Below are 19,106 nucleotides of genomic sequence, written 5' to 3'. Positions count from 1 at the left end.
GTTGCACAGCGAAAGTGTCGAATTTCTCGCGGCAATCTTGTGGAACCTCCGACGGTCGCCGCCCTTCGAGGACTTCCGTCCGGAAAGGGCGCCGCCGACTGCTACAAATCATTCGAACAGTCGGGGTGGCCGACCGCCAGGATGGCTCAAATTCGTCCATGGCGGGAGGGTCGTCCCAGTCATCGGTCGCCGCTCCGGCGCGGCCACCGCACCAACCGTTGAGGACCTGTCAGTGAGACCATTCACGACGCGCGCCCGCGTCGACGATCCGCCCTCCCGCAGAACGCCGGTGCTCGCCACGGCGACCGTGCTGACCGCCGCGTTGACCTCCACGCTGCTCGGCGGCCTGCCCGCCGTGGCCGCGGGCAAGGCCGGCGCCGCCGCTGCCGACAAGGTCAAGGAGCGCCTGGCCGACGCCGCGGCGGAGACGAAGGCCAAGGGCGAGGCGAAGAAGTCCGGTAAGCCCGTCGAGATCGAGTCGAAGCGCACGGAGACGGACGACGTCTGGGCGAACCCGGACGGAACGCTGACCGCGAATCACGCGCTGGTGCCGGTACGCGTCTACCGCGGCGGCAAGCTCGTCGACGCGGACACCACGCTCGCGAAGGTGGACGGCGGGCGCATAGCCCCGGCCGCGACCGCCGTGGGCCTGTCCTTCTCCGGCGGGGGCACGGGCGCGCTGGCCACCATGCGCAAGGACGGCCGGGACGTCTCCCTCACCTGGCCGACGCCGCTGCCCGCGCCGAAGCTGGAGGGCAACAGCGCCACGTACGCGAACGTCTTGGAGGACGTGGACCTGCGCATCAGCGCCGACGTGAGCGGTTTCTCGCACCAGATCGTCGTCAAGACGCGCAAGGCCGCCGAGAACCCGGCCCTCGCCAGCCTCGACTTCGGTCTCGAAGGCAAGGGCGTCACCGTCCGCAAGGAGGCGAGCGGCGAGCTCCGCGCGGTGGATCCGGCCGGACAGACCCTCTTCAGCGCCGCCAAGCCGCAGATGTGGGACTCGGGCGCCGAGAAGATCCTCCCCGAGTCCACCGCAGGGACGACGGGCCCGACGACCGACGCGGCCCCGAAGGCTGCCGCTCCCAAGGCCGCGGACGCCGCCAAGACCTCCGGCCTGCGGGCTGCCCCGGCCGCCGGGGCCGCCGCCCAGGCCCCGGCCCCGGTTCCGCCGGTGCCCGCCGTCGACGGCATCTCCAACGGGTCGAAGGAGGCCGACCTCGGCGTCGACCTCAAGGGCTCCAAGCTCACCCTGAAGCCCGACCGCAAGCTGCTCACGGACGCAGCCACCACCTACCCGGTCGTCATCGACCCGGTGTGGCGGGACGACTGGAAGTCGGCCTGGGCGATCGCCTACAAGCACACCGCCTACGCGAACTCCGCCAACACCAACTACTGGAACGGCGGCACGCTCAGCAAGGAGGCCCGCGTCGGCTGCGCCAAGGACGGCGCCAACGGCGGCACCGTCTGCGCGAAGACCTTCTTCCAGGTCGGCATGGGGTCCATGTGGGACAAGCAGATCCTGGAATCCACCTTCCGCATCCAGCAGAAGTACGCGGGTTCCTGGAGCTGCCAGTCCGGTCAGCTCCAGATCTGGGACACCGACGCCATCGGCGGCGGCACCACCTGGAACAACCAGCCCGCCTGGAAGCGCCTGGTCGACGCCTCGGGCCAGTCCTTCGGGGGCCGCAACTGCCCCGGTGACGGTGACACCATCGAGCTGAACGTGACCTCCGCGGTCGCCGACGCCGCCCGTTACCACTGGCCGGCGTGGACCATGGGCCTGAAGTCCGCGAACGACACCGTCGACGTGTCGTGGCGCAAGTTCAACCCGGACAGCGCCCGCATCTCGACCAAGTTCAACACGCTGCCCACCACCCCGTACGAGCGCAGCTCCAGCCCGTCGGTGGCCTGCAACGGCGGCCAGATGGGCACGACCGACAACGTCGTGCTGCGCGCCCGCGTCTCCGACGCCGAGGACAACGCGCTGACCGCCGAGTTCCACTACTGGAACGCGAACGACTACGGCACGCTGAAGACCGCCCGCGTCCCCGTGGCCAACGGCAACATGGCCCAGCTGACGATCCCCGCCGCGGGCCTGGGCAGTAACACCTACCGCTGGGACGTCCGCGGCAACGACGGGACGGCGGACGGCCCCTGGGCCGGCCAGTGCCTGTTCACCATCGACGCGACCCGCCCCGCCTCGCTCCCGGGCGTGTCCTCGGTGCAGTTCCCCGAGAACGAGCCGGACAACACCGGCTACGCCCGCACCGAGGGAACGTTCAAGCTGACCTCCGGCGGCGAGAACGACATCACGAAGTACCAGTGGTGGACCGAGTCCGACCCGAAGGTCCAGGAGGCCAGCCCGGCCACCGCCGGCGGCTCGGTGGACGTCAAGTACACGCCGACCGCGGCCGGCCCGCAGGTGATGTACGTCCGCAGCCTGGATGCTTCCAACAACCGCTCGGACCTGAAGTCCTACCTCTTCTACGCCAAGCGCCAGCCGGTGCGCGACAAGCCCGGCGACCTCAACGGCGACGGCACCGTCGACCTGTGGAGCGTCGACCCGGGCTCCGGCCAGTTGTGGATGCACCCGGGCAAGGGCGACGGTACGTTCGGCCTGTCCAGGAAGCTGAACCACGCCTCCTTCGCCAACGTCAAGTCGATGAGTCATCGCAACAGCTGGAGCGAGGACTTGATCGAGGACCTCCTCGTCCTGCGGCCGCAGAACGGCGACCCCAGTCGCAACACGCTGTGGGTATACCCCGGCAAGGGTGACGGCGACCTGCAGCCCCTGGACGCCAAGGGCTTCGAGATGACGGCTTTCGCCGGGGCGGAGGAGCACAACCACTGGGCACAGGCTGACCAGGTGGTGTCGATCGGCAGCGTCAACGACGACAACGGCGACGGCAAGACCGATGACAACGACGTGCCCGACGTGCTGATCAAGGAGGGCCCCAAACTGTGGCTCTACCTCGGGACGCTGACCGGCGATCTCGCCTTCCCCGGTTTCGAGCCGATCCTGCTCGGCAACGCCGACTGGCAGAACATGACGATCATGACGCCCGGTGACCTGAACGGCGACGCGCTGCCGGAGATCTGGGCCCGCGACACGGTCAGCGGCAAGATCCACCAGTACACCAGCAAGAAGACCACCGCCAACACCTCGCCCGCGTTGATCGACCTGACGGTGTACGCGGATCCGGCCGCCCGGACCGCCTCCATCGGCAGCGGCTTCACCGGCGCCGCCTACCCGCACCTGTCCAGCGACGGCGACTTCGAGAAGGACGGGTACGCCGACCTCTGGTCGCGTGACGGCAACGGCCAGATCACCGAGTTCCCGGGCCGCGCCCTGAGCGGCGGGTCCGTCTTCGGCCCCGGCCGCAAGCTGGTCCTCGGCGGCACGCCGTGGTCTGAGTGCCAGGCGTTCACCAAGCCGGGTACGACCACCCCGCGCCAGCTGTGCGGACCGATCCTGGCGAAGTTCAACGCCGCGGGCGGCACCGCCGCGCTCGGCTACCCGACCACCGACATCACCGAATCGACCGATGCGGTCGGCCGCTTCGTGCACTTCCGCAAGGACGGCGAGAGCAGCGACAACGGCTCCATCTACTGGCACCCGAACACCGGTGCCTGGACCATCATCAACGGTATCCGCCAGAAGTGGATGAGCCTGGGCGCCGAACGGGGCGTCATGGGCTACCCCACCTCCGACGAGGCCGTGACCTTCGACAACAACGGCTGGTTCAGCACCTTCAGCGGCGGTGGCGGCGGGGCCATCTACTTCACGTTCGAGTTCGGCGGCCAGTCGGTGCGCGGAACCATCTACAAGAAGTACATCGAGCTCGGCGGCCCCAGCGGCCCGCTCGGCTACCCGACCACCGACGAGATCAACCACCCCGACAACGTCGGCCGCTACAACCACTTCCGCCACAAGGGCCAGACCTCCGACACGGCGTCCATCTACTGGACCACCACGACGGCCAAGGCCTGGTCGGTGCGCGGCACGATCCGCGAGAAGTGGGTCAGCCTCGGCGCCGAGAAGAGCTGGCTGGGCTACCCGCAGTCGGACGAGTACGACGTCTACGGCGGCCCCCGCGAGGACTTCTCCGGCGGCTACATCCGCCACAACCACACCACGGGCGTCAGCGTCGAGCACAAGGCGAACGATCGCACCATGGACAAGCGCACCGAACTGGGAGGTGACTTCAACGGCGACGGCCGGGCCGACGTGGCCACCGTCTACGACTTCGGCAGCGACGCGATGGCGCTCTACCTGGCGCCCGGCAAGGCCGACGGCAGCGGATACGGCGCCCCGGTCCTCGGCTTCAACAGCGGCGCGTGGAACTGGCGCGTCAAGCAGTCGCAGTGGGTCGTCGGCGACTTCAACAACGACGGCCGCGACGACCTGGCCGCACTGTACGACTACGAGGACGCCAACGCCCTGTTCACCTTCCTCGGCAACGCCGACGGCACCTTCACCAGCCTGCCGCGCAGCGCCTACGTCCCCGCGGGCAACTGGAACGCCAAGGCCGCCAAGCTCGTCGCCGGCGACTTCAACGGTGACAAGCGCGACGACGTGGCCATGATGTTCGACCACGGCGGCTGCTCCACCGGTACGCACACCTTCCTCGCGAAGGCCGACGGGACGTTCGAGCAGCAGTTCGGCAGCTGGAACTCCGGCGCCGGCAACTGGTGCTGGAACGAGTCCAAGCACGTCACGGGCGACTTCAACAAGGACGGTCGCGACGACATCCTCGCCCTGTACGGCCACGGCGACGGTTCCGTCGAGATGTACACCCTGTTCGGCAAGCCCGACGGCGGCTTCGCGGCTCCCGTCAAGTCGTGGAGCGCCGCTCCGGGCGTATGGGACTACAACCGCTCCAAGCTCACGTCGGGCGACTACAACGGCGACGGCCGGGCCGACGCCGCCATCTTGTACAGGTACGACAACGGCCGCGCGGCCGCGTTCACCCTGACGGGCAAGGCCGACGGCGGGGTCAACGCCCCCGTCAAGAGCTGGGAGAGCGCCGAGAACTCCTGGTACCTGGAGAACACCGGGAACCCGGTCTCCGGCGACCTCGACAAGGACGGTCGCGACGACATCGCGATCATGTACAACTACTCCGCCGGAAGCAACGCGTTCTTCGGCTTCAAGGCCAAGGCCGACGGCGGGTTCGAGCCTCCGGTGAAGAGCTGGACGGCACAGCCCGGCACCTGGTAGCCGCCGGGAGCCGGACATGAGATCGGCCCCCAGGATCCGGAAGGGTCCTGGGGGCCGACTTCGTTCCGTACGGTCTGCGGGGTCAGTCCTTGATCTCGCAGATGGTGGCGCCCGAGGTGAGGCTGGCGCCGACTTCGGCGGTGAGGCCGACGATGGTGCCGGAGCGGTGCGCGTTCAGCGGCTGCTCCATCTTCATGGCTTCCAGTACGACGATCAGGTCGCCCTCGTTGACCTGCTGGCCCTCCTCGACCGCGACCTTGACGATCGTGCCCTGCATCGGGGAGGCCAGGGTGTCGCCCGAGGCGGCCGGGCCCGACTTCTTCGCCGCGCGGCGCTTGGGCTTCGCACCGCCCGCCGCTGCCGTACGGGCCAGCGTCATGCCCAGCGACGACGGGAGGGAGACCTCCAGGCGCTTGCCGCCGACCTCGACGACGACCGTCTCGCGGCCCGGCTCGTCCTCCGCGTCCTCGGCCGCCGGGGCGGCGAACGCGGGGATCTCGTTGACGAACTCGGTCTCGATCCACCGGGTGTAGACGGTGAACGGGTTGCCGTCGGCGGGGGCGAACGCGGGGTCGACGACGACGGCGCGGTGGAAGGGGATGGCCGTGGCCATGCCCTCGACCTCGAACTCGGCCAGGGCGCGCGCCGCGCGCTGGAGGGCCTGCTCGCGGGTGGCGCCGGTGACGATCAGCTTGGCCAGCAGGGAGTCCCAGGCCGGGCCGATGACCGAGCCGGACTCGACGCCGGTGTCGAGGCGGACGCCCGGGCCGGTGGGCGGGGCGAACTTGGTGACGGTGCCGGGGGCGGGCAGGAAGCCGCGGCCCGGGTCCTCGCCGTTGATGCGGAACTCGATGGAGTGGCCGCGCAGGACGGGGTCGCCGTAGCCGAGCTCCTCGCCGTCGGCGATGCGGAACATCTCGCGGACGAGGTCGATGCCGGAGACCTCTTCGGTGACCGGGTGCTCGACCTGGAGGCGGGTGTTGACCTCCAGGAAGGAGATCAGGCCGTCGGCGGAGACCAGGAACTCCACGGTGCCGGCGCCGACGTAGCCGGCCTCCTTCAGGATGGCCTTCGACGCCGCGTACAGCTCGGCGTTCTGGGCCTCCGACAGGAACGGCGCGGGGGCTTCCTCGACCAGCTTCTGGTGGCGGCGCTGGAGCGAGCAGTCGCGGGTGGAGACGACGACCACGTTGCCGTGGGAGTCGGCCAGGCACTGCGTCTCGACGTGGCGCGGCTTGTCGAGGTAGCGCTCGACGAAGCACTCGCCGCGGCCGAAGGCGGCGACGGCCTCGCGGACGGCCGAGTCGTAGAGCTCGGGGACCTCTTCGAGGGTGCGGGCGACCTTCAGGCCGCGGCCGCCGCCGCCGAAGGCGGCCTTGATCGCGATCGGCAGGCCGTGCTCCTGGGCGAACGCGACGACCTCGTCGGCCCCGGAGACCGGGTCCGGGGTGCCCGCGACGAGCGGGGCGCCGGCGCGCTGGGCGATGTGGCGGGCGGCCACCTTGTCGCCGAGGTCGCGGATGGCCTGCGGGGGCGGGCCGATCCAGGTCAGGCCGGCGTCGATCACGGCCTGGGCGAACTCCGCGTTCTCGGAGAGGAAGCCGTATCCGGGATGGATGGCGTCCGCGCCGGAATCGGCTGCGGCCTGCAGGACCTTGGAGATGTCCAGGTAGCTGGCGGCCGGGGTGTCACCGCCCAACGCGAACGCTTCGTCGGCCGCGCGGACATGCAGAGCGTCCCGGTCCGGATCGGCGTAGACGGCTACGCTTGCGATTCCGGCATCCCGGCAGGCCCGAGCAACGCGGACAGCGATTTCGCCACGGTTGGCGATGAGCACCTTGCGCACGATGGCTCCCTCCTTGAAACAAGCTGAGTTTAGGGACAGCCCACACGGCGTTTCGACCCTTCCCTAGAGGTGACCTTGCCCACACGGAGTGTGATTCGAGTCCACCTCGAGTGAGGAAAGCCCTTGTGGCGCCCCAGGTCAGGGGGATCCCCGACTGCACAGTAACCCCGTCACCCATCCGAGGTCTCTGTTCGCCCGGTCAGCGGGCCCCGGTGATTCTTTGTCGAGTCCCTACGAACGGCCCACACATTCTTTGCGTGATCGCCGGAGAGCGCACCCCGCGTAACGAAGCTGCCCGGACCCCTTGTCCATACGTTTACCCGTTAGTAGCCTCCAGGGCGTCGGACGGGCTCGTGGTCGCTGTGGGGGGTGGATTCGCCGTGGGCGTCGTACTGCGCAGACTCGTGGCCGGGCTGGCCGCGGTCGTGCTCGTCGCCGAGGCGGCGGTGCTGGTCCTCGTCCACGTCGTGCTCGGCAAGACCACCAGCAACCAGTCGATGTCCATAGCGGGCATGGATCCGAATGTCATGTCTATGGCGACTTACGCGATGGGGGCGGGGATCGGCGCGTTCCTGCTGCTGTGCGCCGTACTCCTCGCCGTGGCGGCCGTACGCGACCGCGCGCCCGGCACCTTCGCCCGCGTCGTGCTCGTCACCGCCGCCGTCACCCACGGGGTGCTCGGCGCCCTCGCCGTCGGGCTGGTCGGCTGGGGCGCCTTCGCGGTGACGATGGTGATCCTGTGCCTGCTGGTGCTGACCCTGATGCTCTACGCGGCCCAGGGCGCGGCCGGGGACGCGGCCCAGGGCGCGGCCGGGGAGCCCGCAGGGGGCGCCCCCGCGGGCCCTGGCGCCCCGCCTGCGGGGTTCGGGGAGCTCAAGCCCACAAATCCGTGATCGACACGCCCAGTTCGGCCAGCAGGGAGCGCAGCAGCGGCATCGACAGCCCGATGACGTTCCCGTGGTCCCCGTCGATGCCCTCGATGAACGGCGCCGACAGCCCGTCCAGGGTGAAGGCCCCGGCCACGTGCAGCGGCTCGCCGCTCGCCACGTACGCGGCCACCTCGGCGTCCGTCGGCTCGCCGAACCGGACCGTCGTGGAGGCCGTGGCCGAGACCTGACGGCCGGTCGCCGTGTCGATCACGCAGTGCCCGGTGCGCAGTACGCCGGCCCGCCCGCGCATCGACTTCCAGCGGGCCGTGGCCTCCGCGGCGTCCGCCGGCTTGCCGAGCGCCTCGCCGTCCAGCTCCAGCACCGAGTCGCAGCCGATCACCAGGGCGCCCGCGGCCTCCTCCAGGGCCGCCACGACCCCCGCCTTGGCCTCGGCCAGCGCCAGGGCCAGCTCGGACGGGGAATCCGCGCTGAGCGCGTCCTCGTCGAAGTGACTGACGATCACGTGCGGGGCCAGCCCGGCCTGCCGCAGCAGGTTGAGCCGGGCGGGCGAGGCGGAGGCGAGGACGAGGGCGTGGGCCGGGGCCTGGGCAGCAGCAGTCATGCCCGCCATCGTAGGCGCGGGGTTCCCGCCCGGAACACGCCTCAGAAGCCCACTCCCAGCACGTACACGACCACCAGCATCGCGAGGACGACCACGACGGTCATCCGCCGGACCATCGCCTGCGCGTCGCGCATGTCCTTGGGCGGCTCGTTCTTCGGGTCTGACCAGAGCATGCCCCGATCCTGGCCCCGCCGACGGGTGCGGCGCCTGAGTACGGGTACTCAGGCGCCGCAGTCCGTTCACGTCATCTTCACGACCGGAGGGGGGCCCGTCCGGGCCGGTCCGGGCCGGTCGGTACGGACCGGGCCGGCTATCCGGGCCAGTACGTACGGGCCCACGCGCGCGGCCCCGGCTGCGGCAGCGTCCGCCGCGCCACCCGGGCCGGCGCCGACCACGCGTCGGCCACCGGCGCGGCGCCCGACGGCGCCGACGCCAGCGCCGCCGCGCGCGCTTGGACCACCGCCAGTGCGGCGGCCAGCTCCTCGGGCGTCGGATTCCCCTTGACGACCTTGATCACCACGGGACTGCCTCCCAGCGTCCTAGAGGGGGATGTTGCCGTGCTTCTTCGGGGGCAGCGACTCGCGCTTGGTGCGCAGCTGCCGCAGCCCCTTGACCACGTGGGCCCGGGTCTCCGACGGCATGGTCACCGCGTCGATGTAACCGCGTTCGGCGGCCGTGTACGGGTTCAGCAGCGTGTCCTCGTACTCGGCGATGAGCCGGGCCCGCGTCTCCTCGGCGGTGCCGGCCTCCTCCGCCTCGGCGAGGGCGCGCCGGTGCAGGATGTTGACCGCGCCCTGCGCGCCCATGACGGCGATCTGGGCGGTCGGCCAGGCCAGGTTCAGGTCCGCGCCGAGGTGCTTGGAGCCCATGACGTCGTACGCGCCGCCGAACGCCTTGCGGGTGATGACGGTGATCAGGGGGACGGTGGCCTCGGCGTAGGCGTAGATCAGCTTCGCGCCGCGCCGGATGATTCCGTTGTACTCCTGGTCCGTGCCCGGCAGGAAGCCCGGCACGTCCACGAACGTCAGCACCGGGATGTTGAAGGCGTCGCAGGTCCGCACGAAGCGGGCGGCCTTCTCGGAGGCGTCGATGTCCAGGCAGCCGGCGAACTGCATCGGCTGGTTGGCGACGATGCCCACCGGGTGCCCCTCGACCCGGCCGAAGCCGGTGAGGATGTTCGGCGCGAACAGCGACTGCGTCTCCAGGAACTCCGCGTCGTCGAGCACGTGCTCGATCACGGTGTGCATGTCGTACGGCTGGTTCGCGCTGTCCGGGATCAGGACGTCGAGCTCGCGGTCGGTGTCGCCGACCTCGGTGTCCGCCTCCTCGGGGAAGGCGGGCGGCTCGGAGAGGTTGTTCGAGGGCAGGTACGCCAGCAGGGACTTGACGTACTCGATGGCGTCCTTCTCGTCCCCGGCCATGTGGTGGGCCACGCCCGAGGTGGAGTTGTGGGTGCGGGCGCCGCCGAGCTCCTCGAAGCCCACGTCCTCGCCGGTGACCGTCTTGATGACGTCCGGGCCGGTGATGAACATGTGCGAGGTCTGATCGACCATCACGGTGAAGTCGGTGATGGCGGGGGAGTACACGGCGCCGCCGGCGCACGGGCCCACGATCAGGCTGATCTGCGGGATGACGCCGGAGGCGTGGACGTTGCGGCGGAAGATCTCGCCGTACATGCCCAGCGCGCTGACGCCCTCCTGGATGCGCGCGCCGCCGGAGTCGTTGATGCCGACGAGCGGGCAGCCGGTCTTCAGGGCGAAGTCCATGACCTTCATGATCTTCTGCCCGTAGACCTCGCCGAGGGCGCCGCCGAAGACCGTGAAGTCCTGCGAGAACACGGCCACGGGGCGGCCGTCCACCGTGCCGTAGCCGGTGACGACGCCGTCGCCGTACGGGCGGGTCTTCTCCAGCCCGAAGGCGGTCGAGCGGTGGCGGGCGAACTCGTCGAGCTCGACGAAGGACCCCTCGTCCAGCAGCAGGGCGACCCGCTCACGCGCCGTCAGCTTCCCCTTGGCGTGCTGCTTCTCCACCGCGCGCGCGGACCCGGCGTGAGTGGCTTCGTCGATGCGGCGCTGCAGGTCCGCGATCTTGCCCGCGGTCGTGTGCATGTCGATCGGCTCTGAGGGTTGTGACATCGGGGTCGCGGCTCCCTGTGTGGTCTCAACTGCCTGGTCAATTGATTGACTACTGCTGGCTACTGGTGCGTAGCGTATCGGCGGGCATGGCGCTCGGCAGTGCGGCGTTTGACACACCTAATCTGGCTTGCATGACGCCATCAGATGCATCAGGTGCGGCTTCCGCCGGTCGTTGGTCGAACCTTGAGCGGCCGCCTTTGGGGGGCGCCGCGCTGGAGCGGGCCCTCGTGAGCGACGGGGGGCTGTGGACCTCCCTGGAGGTGGTCGCCTCCACCGGGTCCACCAACACCGATCTCGCGGCCCGGGCCGGGGGGCTGCCCGAGGGGGCCGTGCTCGTCGCCGAGGAGCAGACCGCCGGGCGCGGCCGGCTCGACCGGAGCTGGGTCGCGCCGCCCCGGTCCGGGCTCTTCTTCTCCGTGCTGCTCAAGCCGGGCGACTCCGTACCGCAGGAGCGGTGGGGGTGGCTGACCCTGCTGGCCGGGGTGGCCGCCGCGAGCGGGCTGTCGCGGGCCGCCGGCGTGGACACGGTCCTCAAGTGGCCCAACGACCTGCTCGTCCACGTGAACGGCGAGGAGCGCAAGACCGGCGGCATCCTGGCGGAGCGCGTCGGCGACGGCGTCGTCATCGGGATCGGGCTCAACGTGACCCTGACCGAGGACGAGCTGCCGGTGCCGGAAGCCGGGTCGCTGGTCCTGGCCAAGGCCACCGTGACGGACCGGGAACCCCTGCTCAAGGCCGTACTGCGGGCCCTGGAGCAGTGGTACGGGGACTGGCGGGCGGCGGGCGGCGATCCGGCCGCCAGCGGGCTCCAGGAGGCGTACGCGGCGGACTGCGTGACCCTGGGCCGGCACGTACGCGCCGACCTGCCCGGCGGGCGCACGCTCACCGGTACGGCCGAAGCGGTCGACGCGGACGGGCGGCTCGTCGTCCGTACGGCCGAGGGCGAGCACGAGGCCGTGGGAGCCGGGGACGTGGTGCACCTGAGGTCGGTGCGCTAGGGAGTGTCCTTCGGATCGGGGTCGGTCCGCCCCGGACCCGGCCATGGCCCGCCGGACACCCCCTGGGGGCGCCCCCTGGCCGGCCCGGCGTCGCGGCCCCCGCCGCGGGGAGTGGGGAGTGAGCTACGGCACACCTGCCGTATGGTTTAGGCGATCCCGGTCCTACCGGTGATCACCCGGTTCGGCAGGGCAGTGCGCACGGAATGGACAGGAGGCGGCCCTTGACCGTCGACGACCCTACGTCCGGCGCGTCCGCCTCCCGGACGGGTGGTACGGGCCAGTCCGGCCAGGGGGCCGGCAGTCCCGGCACCCCGATCGGACGCGACCAGCACACTCCCCACCACGAGGTCGACCACACGGCGCAGCCGACGGCCGACCCGCTCGCCATCCGCCTGGAGCAGTTGATCCTGGGCGCGGAGCGCCGGTACACCCCGTTCCAGGCGGCCCGCAGCGCCGGGGTCTCAATGGAGCTCGCCTCCCGCTTCTGGCGGGCCATGGGCTTCGCGGACATCGGCCAGGCCAAGGCCCTGACGGAGGCCGACGTACTGGCGCTGCGCCGCCTCGCCGGCCTGGTCGAGGCCGGGCTGCTGAGCGAGCCGATGGCCGTGCAGGTGGCGCGGTCCACCGGGCAGACCACCGCCCGGCTGGCGGAATGGCAGATCGATTCCTTCCTGGAGGGTCTGACGGAGCCGCCGGAGCCGGGGATGACCCGTACGGAGGTCACGTACCCGCTGGTCGAGCTGTTGCTGCCGGAGCTGGAGGAGTTCCTCGTCTACGTGTGGCGCCGCCAGCTGGCGGCGGCCACCGGCCGCGTGGTGCAGGTGGCGGACGACGAGGAGATGGTCGACCGGCGGCTCGCGGTGGGCTTCGCGGACCTGGTCGGCTTCACGCGCCTGACGCGGCGGCTGGAGGAGGAGGAGCTCGGCGAGCTCGTCGAGTCCTTCGAGACGACCTCGGCCGACCTGGTGGCCGCGCACGGCGGCCGGCTGATCAAGACGCTGGGCGACGAGGTGCTGTACTGCGCCGACGACGCGGCGACGGCGGCGGAGATCGCGCTGCGGCTGATCGAGACGATGGAAGCGGACGCCCAGATGCCGGAGCTGCGCGTGGGCATGGCGTTCGGGACGGTGACGACCCGGATGGGCGACGTCTTCGGCACCACCGTGAACCTGGCCTCGCGGCTGACGTCGATAGCGCCGAAGGACGCGGTGCTCGTCGACGGGGCGATGGCGGAGGAACTGGGCCGGACGGGCGCGGCGCCGGTCTCCGAGAAGGAGGCCGAGGCGGAGGAGGGCGGCGGGAAGGCGTACCGCTTCGCGCTCCAGCCGATGTGGCAGCGGCCGGTGCGCGGTCTGGGGGTCGTGGAGCCCTGGTCGCTGACCCGGCGGAAGCCTAAGATCCCCGGGTAACGTTCGTTAACCGGGAGGGTCTTTCGTGTCTGAGTTCGTGGCTGTGCGCCGGCATGACGACGGGGTCGCGGAGCTGGTCCTGGACCGGCCGAAGGCGATGAACGCCGTGTCGACGGAGATGGCGCGGGCCATCGGCGACGCGTGCGCGGAGCTCGCGGCGGACGCCTCGGTGCGGGTGGTCGTGCTGTCGTCGGCGGTGGAGCGGGCGTTCTGCGTCGGCGCCGACCTCAAGGAGCGCAATTCCCTCTCGGACGCGGAGCTGGTGCGCCAGCGGCCGACCACGCGGGGCGCGTACGGGGGCGTACTGGAGCTGCCGATGCCCACGATCGCGGCGGTGCACGGCTTCGCCCTGGGCGGCGGCTTCGAGCTGGCGCTGGCCTGCGACGTGATCGTGGCGGACGAGAGCGCGGTGGTCGGCCTGCCGGAGGTCTCGGTGGGCGTGATCCCGGGCGGCGGCGGTACGCAGCTGCTGCCGCGGCGGGTCGGCGCGGCGCGGGCGGCGGAGCTGATCTTCACGGCGCGGCGGGTGGAGGCGGCGGAGGCGCTGTCGCTGGGCCTGGTCGACTCGGTGGTCGCGGCGGGTACGGACCGGGCGGAGGCGCTCGCGCTGGCGGCCCGTATAGCGGCGAACTCCCCGGTGGGCCTGCGGGCGGCGAAGCGGGCCCTGCGCCTGGGCCACGGGATGGACCTGGCGGCGGGCCTGGAGATCGAGGACGCGGCCTGGCGGACGGTGGCCTTCTCGGGAGACCGCGCGGAGGGCGTGGCGGCCTTCAACGAGAAGCGCCGCCCGAACTGGCCGGGGCACTAGGGGGCAAAACTCCCTAATCTGGGGTGATGGGAGTCGACGGGCGGCTGCGAGCCGTCGTGGGCCTGGCGCAGGCCATGGCCGCCGCATGCGCGCCGCGGGACAGCGTACGGGCCGCCGCCCGCGGGGCCCGGCTCGCACTGGACGGCTCGTTCGCCGCGATCTCCGCCTGGGAGCGGGAGCGGGGGCGGCTGCGCGTGCTCGTGAACGAGGGCGCGCTGCGCGGCGGGGAGGAGGAGTTCCCCGAGGACGAGTCCTATCCCGTCCACGACTTTCCCGAGATCACCGAGTTCCTGCACGAGCGCTGGGCCGGGGGCGGCGGCCCGCACGCCTGGGTGGAAGCCGCCGGCGGCGGCCGCCCCGGGCGGCGCGGGGAGGCCCTGCGCCGCCGCGGGCGCGGCACCTGCGTCGTGGCGCCCATCGTGCTCAGCGGCCGCGCCTGGGGCGAGCTGTACGTCGCCCGCGACGCCGGCCTGCCCGACTTCGACGAGGACGACGCCGAGTTCGCGACCGTCCTGGCGGCCGTGGTCGCCGCCGGCCTCGCCCAGAACGAGCGGCTCGAAGAGGCCCGCCGCCTCGCCTTCACCGACCCCCTGACCGGCCTCGCCAACCGCCGAGCCGTCGACATACGGCTCGACGAGGCCCTGGAGGAGCACCGGCGGGGCGCCGCCGTGGTCAGCCTGGTCGTCTGCGACCTGAACGGGCTCAAGAAGGTCAACGACACCCTCGGCCACGCCATGGGCGACCGGCTGCTGGAGCGGTTCGGGTCCGTGCTCAGCCTCTGCGGGGCCATGCTGCCCGGCGCGCTCGCCGCCCGCCTCGGCGGCGACGAGTTCTGCCTGGTCAGCGTGGGGCCCCCGGCCGACGAGGTGGTACGGGTCACCGAGGAGCTGTGCCTGCGCGCGGCCGAGCTGGACCTCGGGGAGGGGGTGGCCTGCGGGGTGGCCTCGACCGGGGACCCGATCGGGCCCGTGAAGTCCTCCCGGAGGCTGTTCCGGCTGGCCGACGCCGCCCAGTACAAGGCCAAGGCCGCCCGCTCCCCGAAGCCCGTCGTCGCCGGCCGGGACACCGCCGTCGTCCGCCTGGCCGACGCCGCCCCGCGGGAGGCGGCCGGGGAGCGCCGCCGCTTCCGGGGCCGGGCGTGAGCCGTGCAGGCGACGTAAGGGGCGCCCGTGAAACTCGCTAGTGACATGAAGCGATTCAGTCCGTAGGGTGCTGAATATGGATATGCACACTGTCGTGGTGGGGACGTCCGGGACCACCGCCGAGGACGTCATCGCCGTCGCCCGCGGCAACGCGCGGATCGAGCTGTCCGGCGAGGCGCTCGACGCCCTCGCCCGCGCCCGCGAGATCGTCGACGCCCTCGCCGCCAAGCCCGAACCCGTCTACGGGGTGTCCACCGGCTTCGGCGCCCTCGCCTCCCGGCACATCAGCCCCGAGCTGCGCGCCCAGCTCCAGCGCAACATCGTCCGCTCGCACGCCGCCGGCATGGGCCCGCGCGTCGAGCGGGAGGTCGTGCGCGCCCTGATGTTCCTGCGCCTGAAGACCGTCGCCTCCGGCCACACCGGCGTCCGGCCGTCCGTCGCGCAGACGATGGTCGACGTGCTCAACGCGGGCATCACGCCCGTCGTCCACGAGTACGGCTCGCTCGGCTGCTCCGGCGACCTCGCGCCGCTCTCGCACTGCGCGCTCACCCTGATGGGCGAAGGCGACGCCGAGGGTCCGGACGGGGTCGTGCGCCCCGCCGGCGAGCTGCTCGCCGAGGCCGGGATCCGGCCCGTCGAGCTCAAGGAGAAGGAGGGCCTCGCCCTCCTCAACGGCACCGACGGCATGCTCGGCATGCTGGTCATGGCCCTCGCCGACCTCGACAAGCTCTACAAGTCGGCCGACATCACCGCCGCGCTGACCCTGGAGGCGCTGCTCGGCACCGAGAAGGTGCTCGCGCCCGAGCTGCACGCCATCCGCCCGCACCCGGGCCAGGGCGCCTCCGCCGCCAACATGGCCGCCGTCCTGGAGGGATCCGGGCTCACCGGGCACTTCCAGGAGGAGTCCGCCCCGCGCGTGCAGGACGCCTACTCGGTGCGCTGCGCCCCGCAGGTGGCCGGCGCCGGCCGCGACACCATGGCGCACGCCGCCCTCGTCGCCTCGCGCGAGCTGGCCTCGGCCGTCGACAACCCGGTGGTGCTGCCCGACGGGCGCGTGGAGTCCAACGGCAACTTCCACGGCGCGCCGGTGGCGTACGTCCTGGACTTCCTGGCGATCGCCGCGGCCGACCTCGGCTCCATCGCCGAGCGCCGCACCGACCGGCTGCTCGACAAGAACCGCTCGCACGGGCTGCCGCCGTTCCTCGCGGACGACGCCGGCGTCGACTCCGGTCTGATGATCGCGCAGTACACGCAGGCCGCCCTGGTCAGCGAGATGAAGCGGCTGGCCGTGCCGGCCTCCGCCGACTCGATCCCGTCCTCCGCCATGCAGGAGGACCACGTCTCGATGGGCTGGTCGGCCGCGCGCAAGCTCCGTACCGCCGTCGACAACCTGACCCGGATCATCGCCATCGAGCTGTACGCGGCCACCCGGGCCATCGAGCTGCGGCACGGGCTGACCCCGGCCCCGGCGAGCCGGGCGGCCATCGCGGCGGCTCGGGCGGCCGGTGTGGAGGGTCCCGGGCCGGATCGTTTCCTCGCCCCCGACCTGGCCGCGGCCGACGCGTTCGTCCGCTCCGGCGGCCTCGTCGCAGCGGTGGAGCCGGTCACGGGCCCGCTCGCCTAGCGGGCGGTCGGCGGCCGGCGGCCGTACAGGTACCGCGAAGGGCCGTCCCGGGAAGTCTTTCCGGGACGGCCCTTCGGCGTCGGCCGGTGCGGGCGTACGAGCGTATTGACGTACAGACGTACAGACGTACAGACGTACTGGCGTACGGGCCCGGGGGCCTACGCCGCCTGCGAGCGGCGTACGGAGAAGGTGACGAACCCGGCCCCGAGGCCCAGGCAGAGCGTGCCGCCCAGCAGGTACGGGGTGGTGTCGATGCCGCCGGTGTCGGCGAGGCCCAGCGGAACCTGGCCGGCGCTCTGCGCGGCGTCGCCGGAGCCGTCGTGGGAACCGGAGACCAGCGTGGTCACCGAACCGGCCCCGGCCGTGTTGGCGGACCCGGGCGCGGCGGAATCGGAACCGGAATCCGAACCGGAACCGGAGGACGTGGTGGAGGCGGAGGGATCGGATCCCGTGGGCCCCGGTGCGGTTGCGCCGGCCGAGGGGACGAACCACAGGGCGGCGAGGAGGGTGGTCGCTCCGAGAGCGGTGAGCAGCGGACGACGTGCGGACACGGTGCGATCCCCCTTGCGGACGCAGCGAATTGGCCGTGTGCGGTGATGCTACGGACAAGGGCGGGTCGTGGGAAAGTCGGGGCTGCCGCGGGCTTAGTCTCCGTCGTATGAACCCTTCTGACACATCACGATACGTCCGCCTTCGCGTTGATTTGGTACTGGAGGTGCCCGACGCCGAGGCGCTCACCGGCGCCGCACTCGCGCACATCGAGGCCGACGAGTTCATGCCGGACGAGGAGCGCGGCCACGCCGAATCGGCCGTACGGGAAGACGAATCGGAGGCGCTCGCGTACCTAGTCGACCCCACTGACCTGGTCGCGGACATCCCCGGCGTGGAGCTGGCCCAGGCCTCCTGGAGCAGCGAGCCCGTCGAATACGACCCCGAGTCGATGGAGTGGGACCTCGGCGAGGAAGATGGGGAGTACGACGAAGAGACGACCGACAACGCCTGACCGTGTGGTTGCCCACATTCAAACGTGATGTGGAACCGTCCGGGCCCGGAACGCGTTGACTGGTGCGAGGCAGGGGGCCTGTCTCCCTGCCTTGATCGGGGCACCACCCGGCGCTGGCCGGGGGAAGCTCGGGGGTTCTGGCAACGATGGAGTGGCGTGTGAGGACGGACAAGAAGCGGCGGAGGAGGTCCCTGGTGGCCATATCCGCCGTACTCGGTGGCGTGCTGGTGCTCTCGGCCTGCGGCGGTGGCGACGACGACGGCAAGGCCAAGGGCGGCGACACGAGCAGCAGCAAGTCCCAGTCGGACGTGGACGCGGCCGCGGCCAAGGACGCCTCCAAGGCCAAGATAACGATCACGCCGAAGGACGGCGCGACCAATGTCGGCCTGAACGACGCCGCCAATGTCGCCGTCACCGACGGCACCCTCACGACGGTCGAGCTGAAGACCTCCGAGGGCGCGGCCGTGGCGGGCAAGATAGCCGCCGACGGCAAGAGCTGGAAGCCGGACGCCGCGCTGAAGCGCTCCACGAAGTACGCCCTGTCCGCGACCGCCAAGGACGAGGCGGGCAAGGAGGCGCACGAGAACGCCTCCTTCACCACCGTCTCCCCGGAGAACAGCTTCGTCGGCTCGTTCATACCGGACGACGGCCAGACCGTCGGCGTGGGCATGCCGGTCTCGATCACCTTCAACAAGGCGATCAAGGACCAGAAGGCGGTCCAGGCGGCGATCACCGTCACTTCCAGCAGCGGCCAGGAGGTCGTCGGGCACTGGTTCAGCGCGCAGCGCCTGGACTTCCGCCCCGAGCAGTACTGGCAGGCCGGCTCCACCGTCACGCTGAAGCTGGCGCTGGACGGGGTGCAGGGCGCCCCCGGCGTCAAGGGCGTGCAGAACCGGACCGCCACCTTCAAGATCGGCCGCAGTCAGGTCTCGACGGTCGACGCGAAGACGAAGAAGATGACCGTCACCCGGGACGGCGCGGTCCTCAAGACCATCCCGATCTCGGCGGGCTCCCCGGAGAACCCGACGTACAACGGCCAGATGGTGATCTCCGAGAAGTTCAAGGAGACCCGCATGGACGGCTCCACCGTCGGCTTCAAGAACAGCGAGGGCAAGGGCGAGTACGACATCAAGGACGTCCCGCACGCGATGCGGCTGTCCCAGTCCGGCACGTTCATCCACGGCAACTACTGGGGATCGGACTCGATCTTCGGCAGCGTGAACACGAGCCACGGCTGTGTCGGTCTGAACGACGCCCAGGGTGCCAACGACCCGAACCAGCCGGCGGCCTGGTTCTACGACAACTCGCTCATCGGTGACGTGGTCACGGTGGTCAACTCGCCGGACAAGACCATCAAGCCGGACAACGGCCTCAACGGCTGGAACATGAGCTGGGCGGACTGGAAGGCCGGCGCGGCCTCCTGACG

General features: G+C 71.3%; 15 protein-coding genes. 9 read left to right on the top strand and 6 right to left on the bottom strand.

All coding sequences use genetic code 11. The features are described from left to right. Window positions 1-232 precede the first annotated feature (232 nt). The gene (locus tag CP980_RS12830) at window positions 233-5,224 is read left to right on the top strand and encodes an FG-GAP-like repeat-containing protein (RefSeq protein ID WP_132756263.1); all 4,992 of its coding nucleotides are present in this window, start codon (window positions 233-235) and stop codon (window positions 5,222-5,224) included. An 82-nt stretch (window positions 5,225-5,306) separates the two neighbouring features. Here CP980_RS12830 and CP980_RS12825 read toward each other — a convergent pair whose 3' ends face one another. Then, the gene (locus tag CP980_RS12825; protein WP_132756265.1) at window positions 5,307-7,070 is read right to left on the bottom strand and encodes an acetyl/propionyl/methylcrotonyl-CoA carboxylase subunit alpha; all 1,764 of its coding nucleotides are present in this window, start codon (window positions 7,068-7,070) and stop codon (window positions 5,307-5,309) included. A 380-nt stretch (window positions 7,071-7,450) separates the two neighbouring features. Between CP980_RS12825 and CP980_RS12820 the strand changes: the two genes are divergently transcribed. Next, window positions 7,451-7,963 (top strand): hypothetical protein, encoded by a 513-nt coding sequence (locus CP980_RS12820; protein ID WP_229906944.1) that lies wholly within the window; start codon window positions 7,451-7,453, stop codon window positions 7,961-7,963. On the opposite strand, the gene CP980_RS12815 is transcribed toward CP980_RS12820, so the two are convergent. The 4 genes from CP980_RS12815 to CP980_RS12805 all read right to left on the bottom strand — a co-directional run bounded on the left by CP980_RS12815 (window position 7,944) and on the right by CP980_RS12805 (window position 10,696). Then, window positions 7,944-8,570, bottom strand: a complete 627-nt coding sequence (locus CP980_RS12815; RefSeq protein ID WP_373312838.1) for a Maf family protein — start codon at window positions 8,568-8,570, stop codon at window positions 7,944-7,946. The two genes, CP980_RS12820 and CP980_RS12815, sit on opposite strands and share 20 nt — an antisense overlap. Before the next feature lie 32 nt (window positions 8,571-8,602). Continuing rightward, window positions 8,603-8,734 (bottom strand): morphogenic membrane protein MmpB, encoded by a 132-nt coding sequence (gene mmpB / locus CP980_RS36370; protein ID WP_099889787.1) that lies wholly within the window; start codon window positions 8,732-8,734, stop codon window positions 8,603-8,605. 137 nt (window positions 8,735-8,871) lie between these two features. Next, window positions 8,872-9,081, bottom strand: coding sequence for an acyl-CoA carboxylase epsilon subunit (locus CP980_RS12810; protein WP_132756269.1), 210 nt, complete (start codon window positions 9,079-9,081; stop codon window positions 8,872-8,874). A 19-nt stretch (window positions 9,082-9,100) separates the two neighbouring features. Beyond that, entirely contained in the window at window positions 9,101-10,696 is a 1,596-nt protein-coding gene (locus tag CP980_RS12805; RefSeq protein WP_150528212.1) for an acyl-CoA carboxylase subunit beta, read from the bottom strand. 131 nt (window positions 10,697-10,827) lie between these two features. On the opposite strand from CP980_RS12805, the gene CP980_RS12800 reads away from it, so the two are divergent. The 5 genes from CP980_RS12800 (at window position 10,828) to hutH (ending at window position 16,677) form a co-directional block, all read left to right on the top strand. Continuing rightward, the gene (locus CP980_RS12800; protein ID WP_150528211.1) at window positions 10,828-11,694 is read left to right on the top strand and encodes a biotin--[acetyl-CoA-carboxylase] ligase; all 867 of its coding nucleotides are present in this window, start codon (window positions 10,828-10,830) and stop codon (window positions 11,692-11,694) included. A gap of 221 nt (window positions 11,695-11,915) precedes the next feature. Further along, on the top strand, window positions 11,916-13,103 hold the full coding sequence (locus CP980_RS12795) for an adenylate/guanylate cyclase domain-containing protein (RefSeq protein ID WP_150528210.1): 1,188 nt from the start codon (window positions 11,916-11,918) through the stop codon (window positions 13,101-13,103). A 25-nt stretch (window positions 13,104-13,128) separates the two neighbouring features. Further along, window positions 13,129-13,911, top strand: coding sequence for an enoyl-CoA hydratase/isomerase family protein (locus tag CP980_RS12790; protein ID WP_150528209.1), 783 nt, complete (start codon window positions 13,129-13,131; stop codon window positions 13,909-13,911). A 26-nt stretch (window positions 13,912-13,937) separates the two neighbouring features. Next, window positions 13,938-15,053: a GGDEF domain-containing protein gene (locus CP980_RS12785; RefSeq protein WP_150528208.1), complete on the top strand. Its 1,116-nt coding sequence runs from the start codon at window positions 13,938-13,940 to the stop codon at window positions 15,051-15,053. A gap of 82 nt (window positions 15,054-15,135) precedes the next feature. Continuing rightward, window positions 15,136-16,677, top strand: coding sequence for a histidine ammonia-lyase (gene hutH / locus CP980_RS12780; RefSeq protein WP_132757197.1), 1,542 nt, complete (start codon window positions 15,136-15,138; stop codon window positions 16,675-16,677). A gap of 158 nt (window positions 16,678-16,835) precedes the next feature. Here hutH and CP980_RS12775 read toward each other — a convergent pair whose 3' ends face one another. Next, on the bottom strand, window positions 16,836-17,228 hold the full coding sequence (locus tag CP980_RS12775; protein WP_132756277.1) for a hypothetical protein: 393 nt from the start codon (window positions 17,226-17,228) through the stop codon (window positions 16,836-16,838). A gap of 164 nt (window positions 17,229-17,392) precedes the next feature. On the opposite strand from CP980_RS12775, the gene CP980_RS35895 reads away from it, so the two are divergent. Continuing rightward, complete coding sequence (locus CP980_RS35895; RefSeq protein WP_229906943.1) at window positions 17,393-17,680, top strand: hypothetical protein; 288 nt, start codon at window positions 17,393-17,395, stop codon at window positions 17,678-17,680. A 146-nt stretch (window positions 17,681-17,826) separates the two neighbouring features. After that, window positions 17,827-19,104, top strand: coding sequence for a L,D-transpeptidase (locus CP980_RS12765; RefSeq protein WP_132756279.1), 1,278 nt, complete (start codon window positions 17,827-17,829; stop codon window positions 19,102-19,104). The last annotated feature ends 2 nt before the right edge of the window (window positions 19,105-19,106 follow it).

The sequence above is a fragment of the Streptomyces vinaceus genome (assembly GCF_008704935.1).
Lineage (GTDB): Bacteria > Actinomycetota > Actinomycetes > Streptomycetales > Streptomycetaceae > Streptomyces > Streptomyces vinaceus.
Note: the sequence above shows the minus strand (reverse complement) of the source record. Positions and strands in the feature narration are given on the sequence as shown.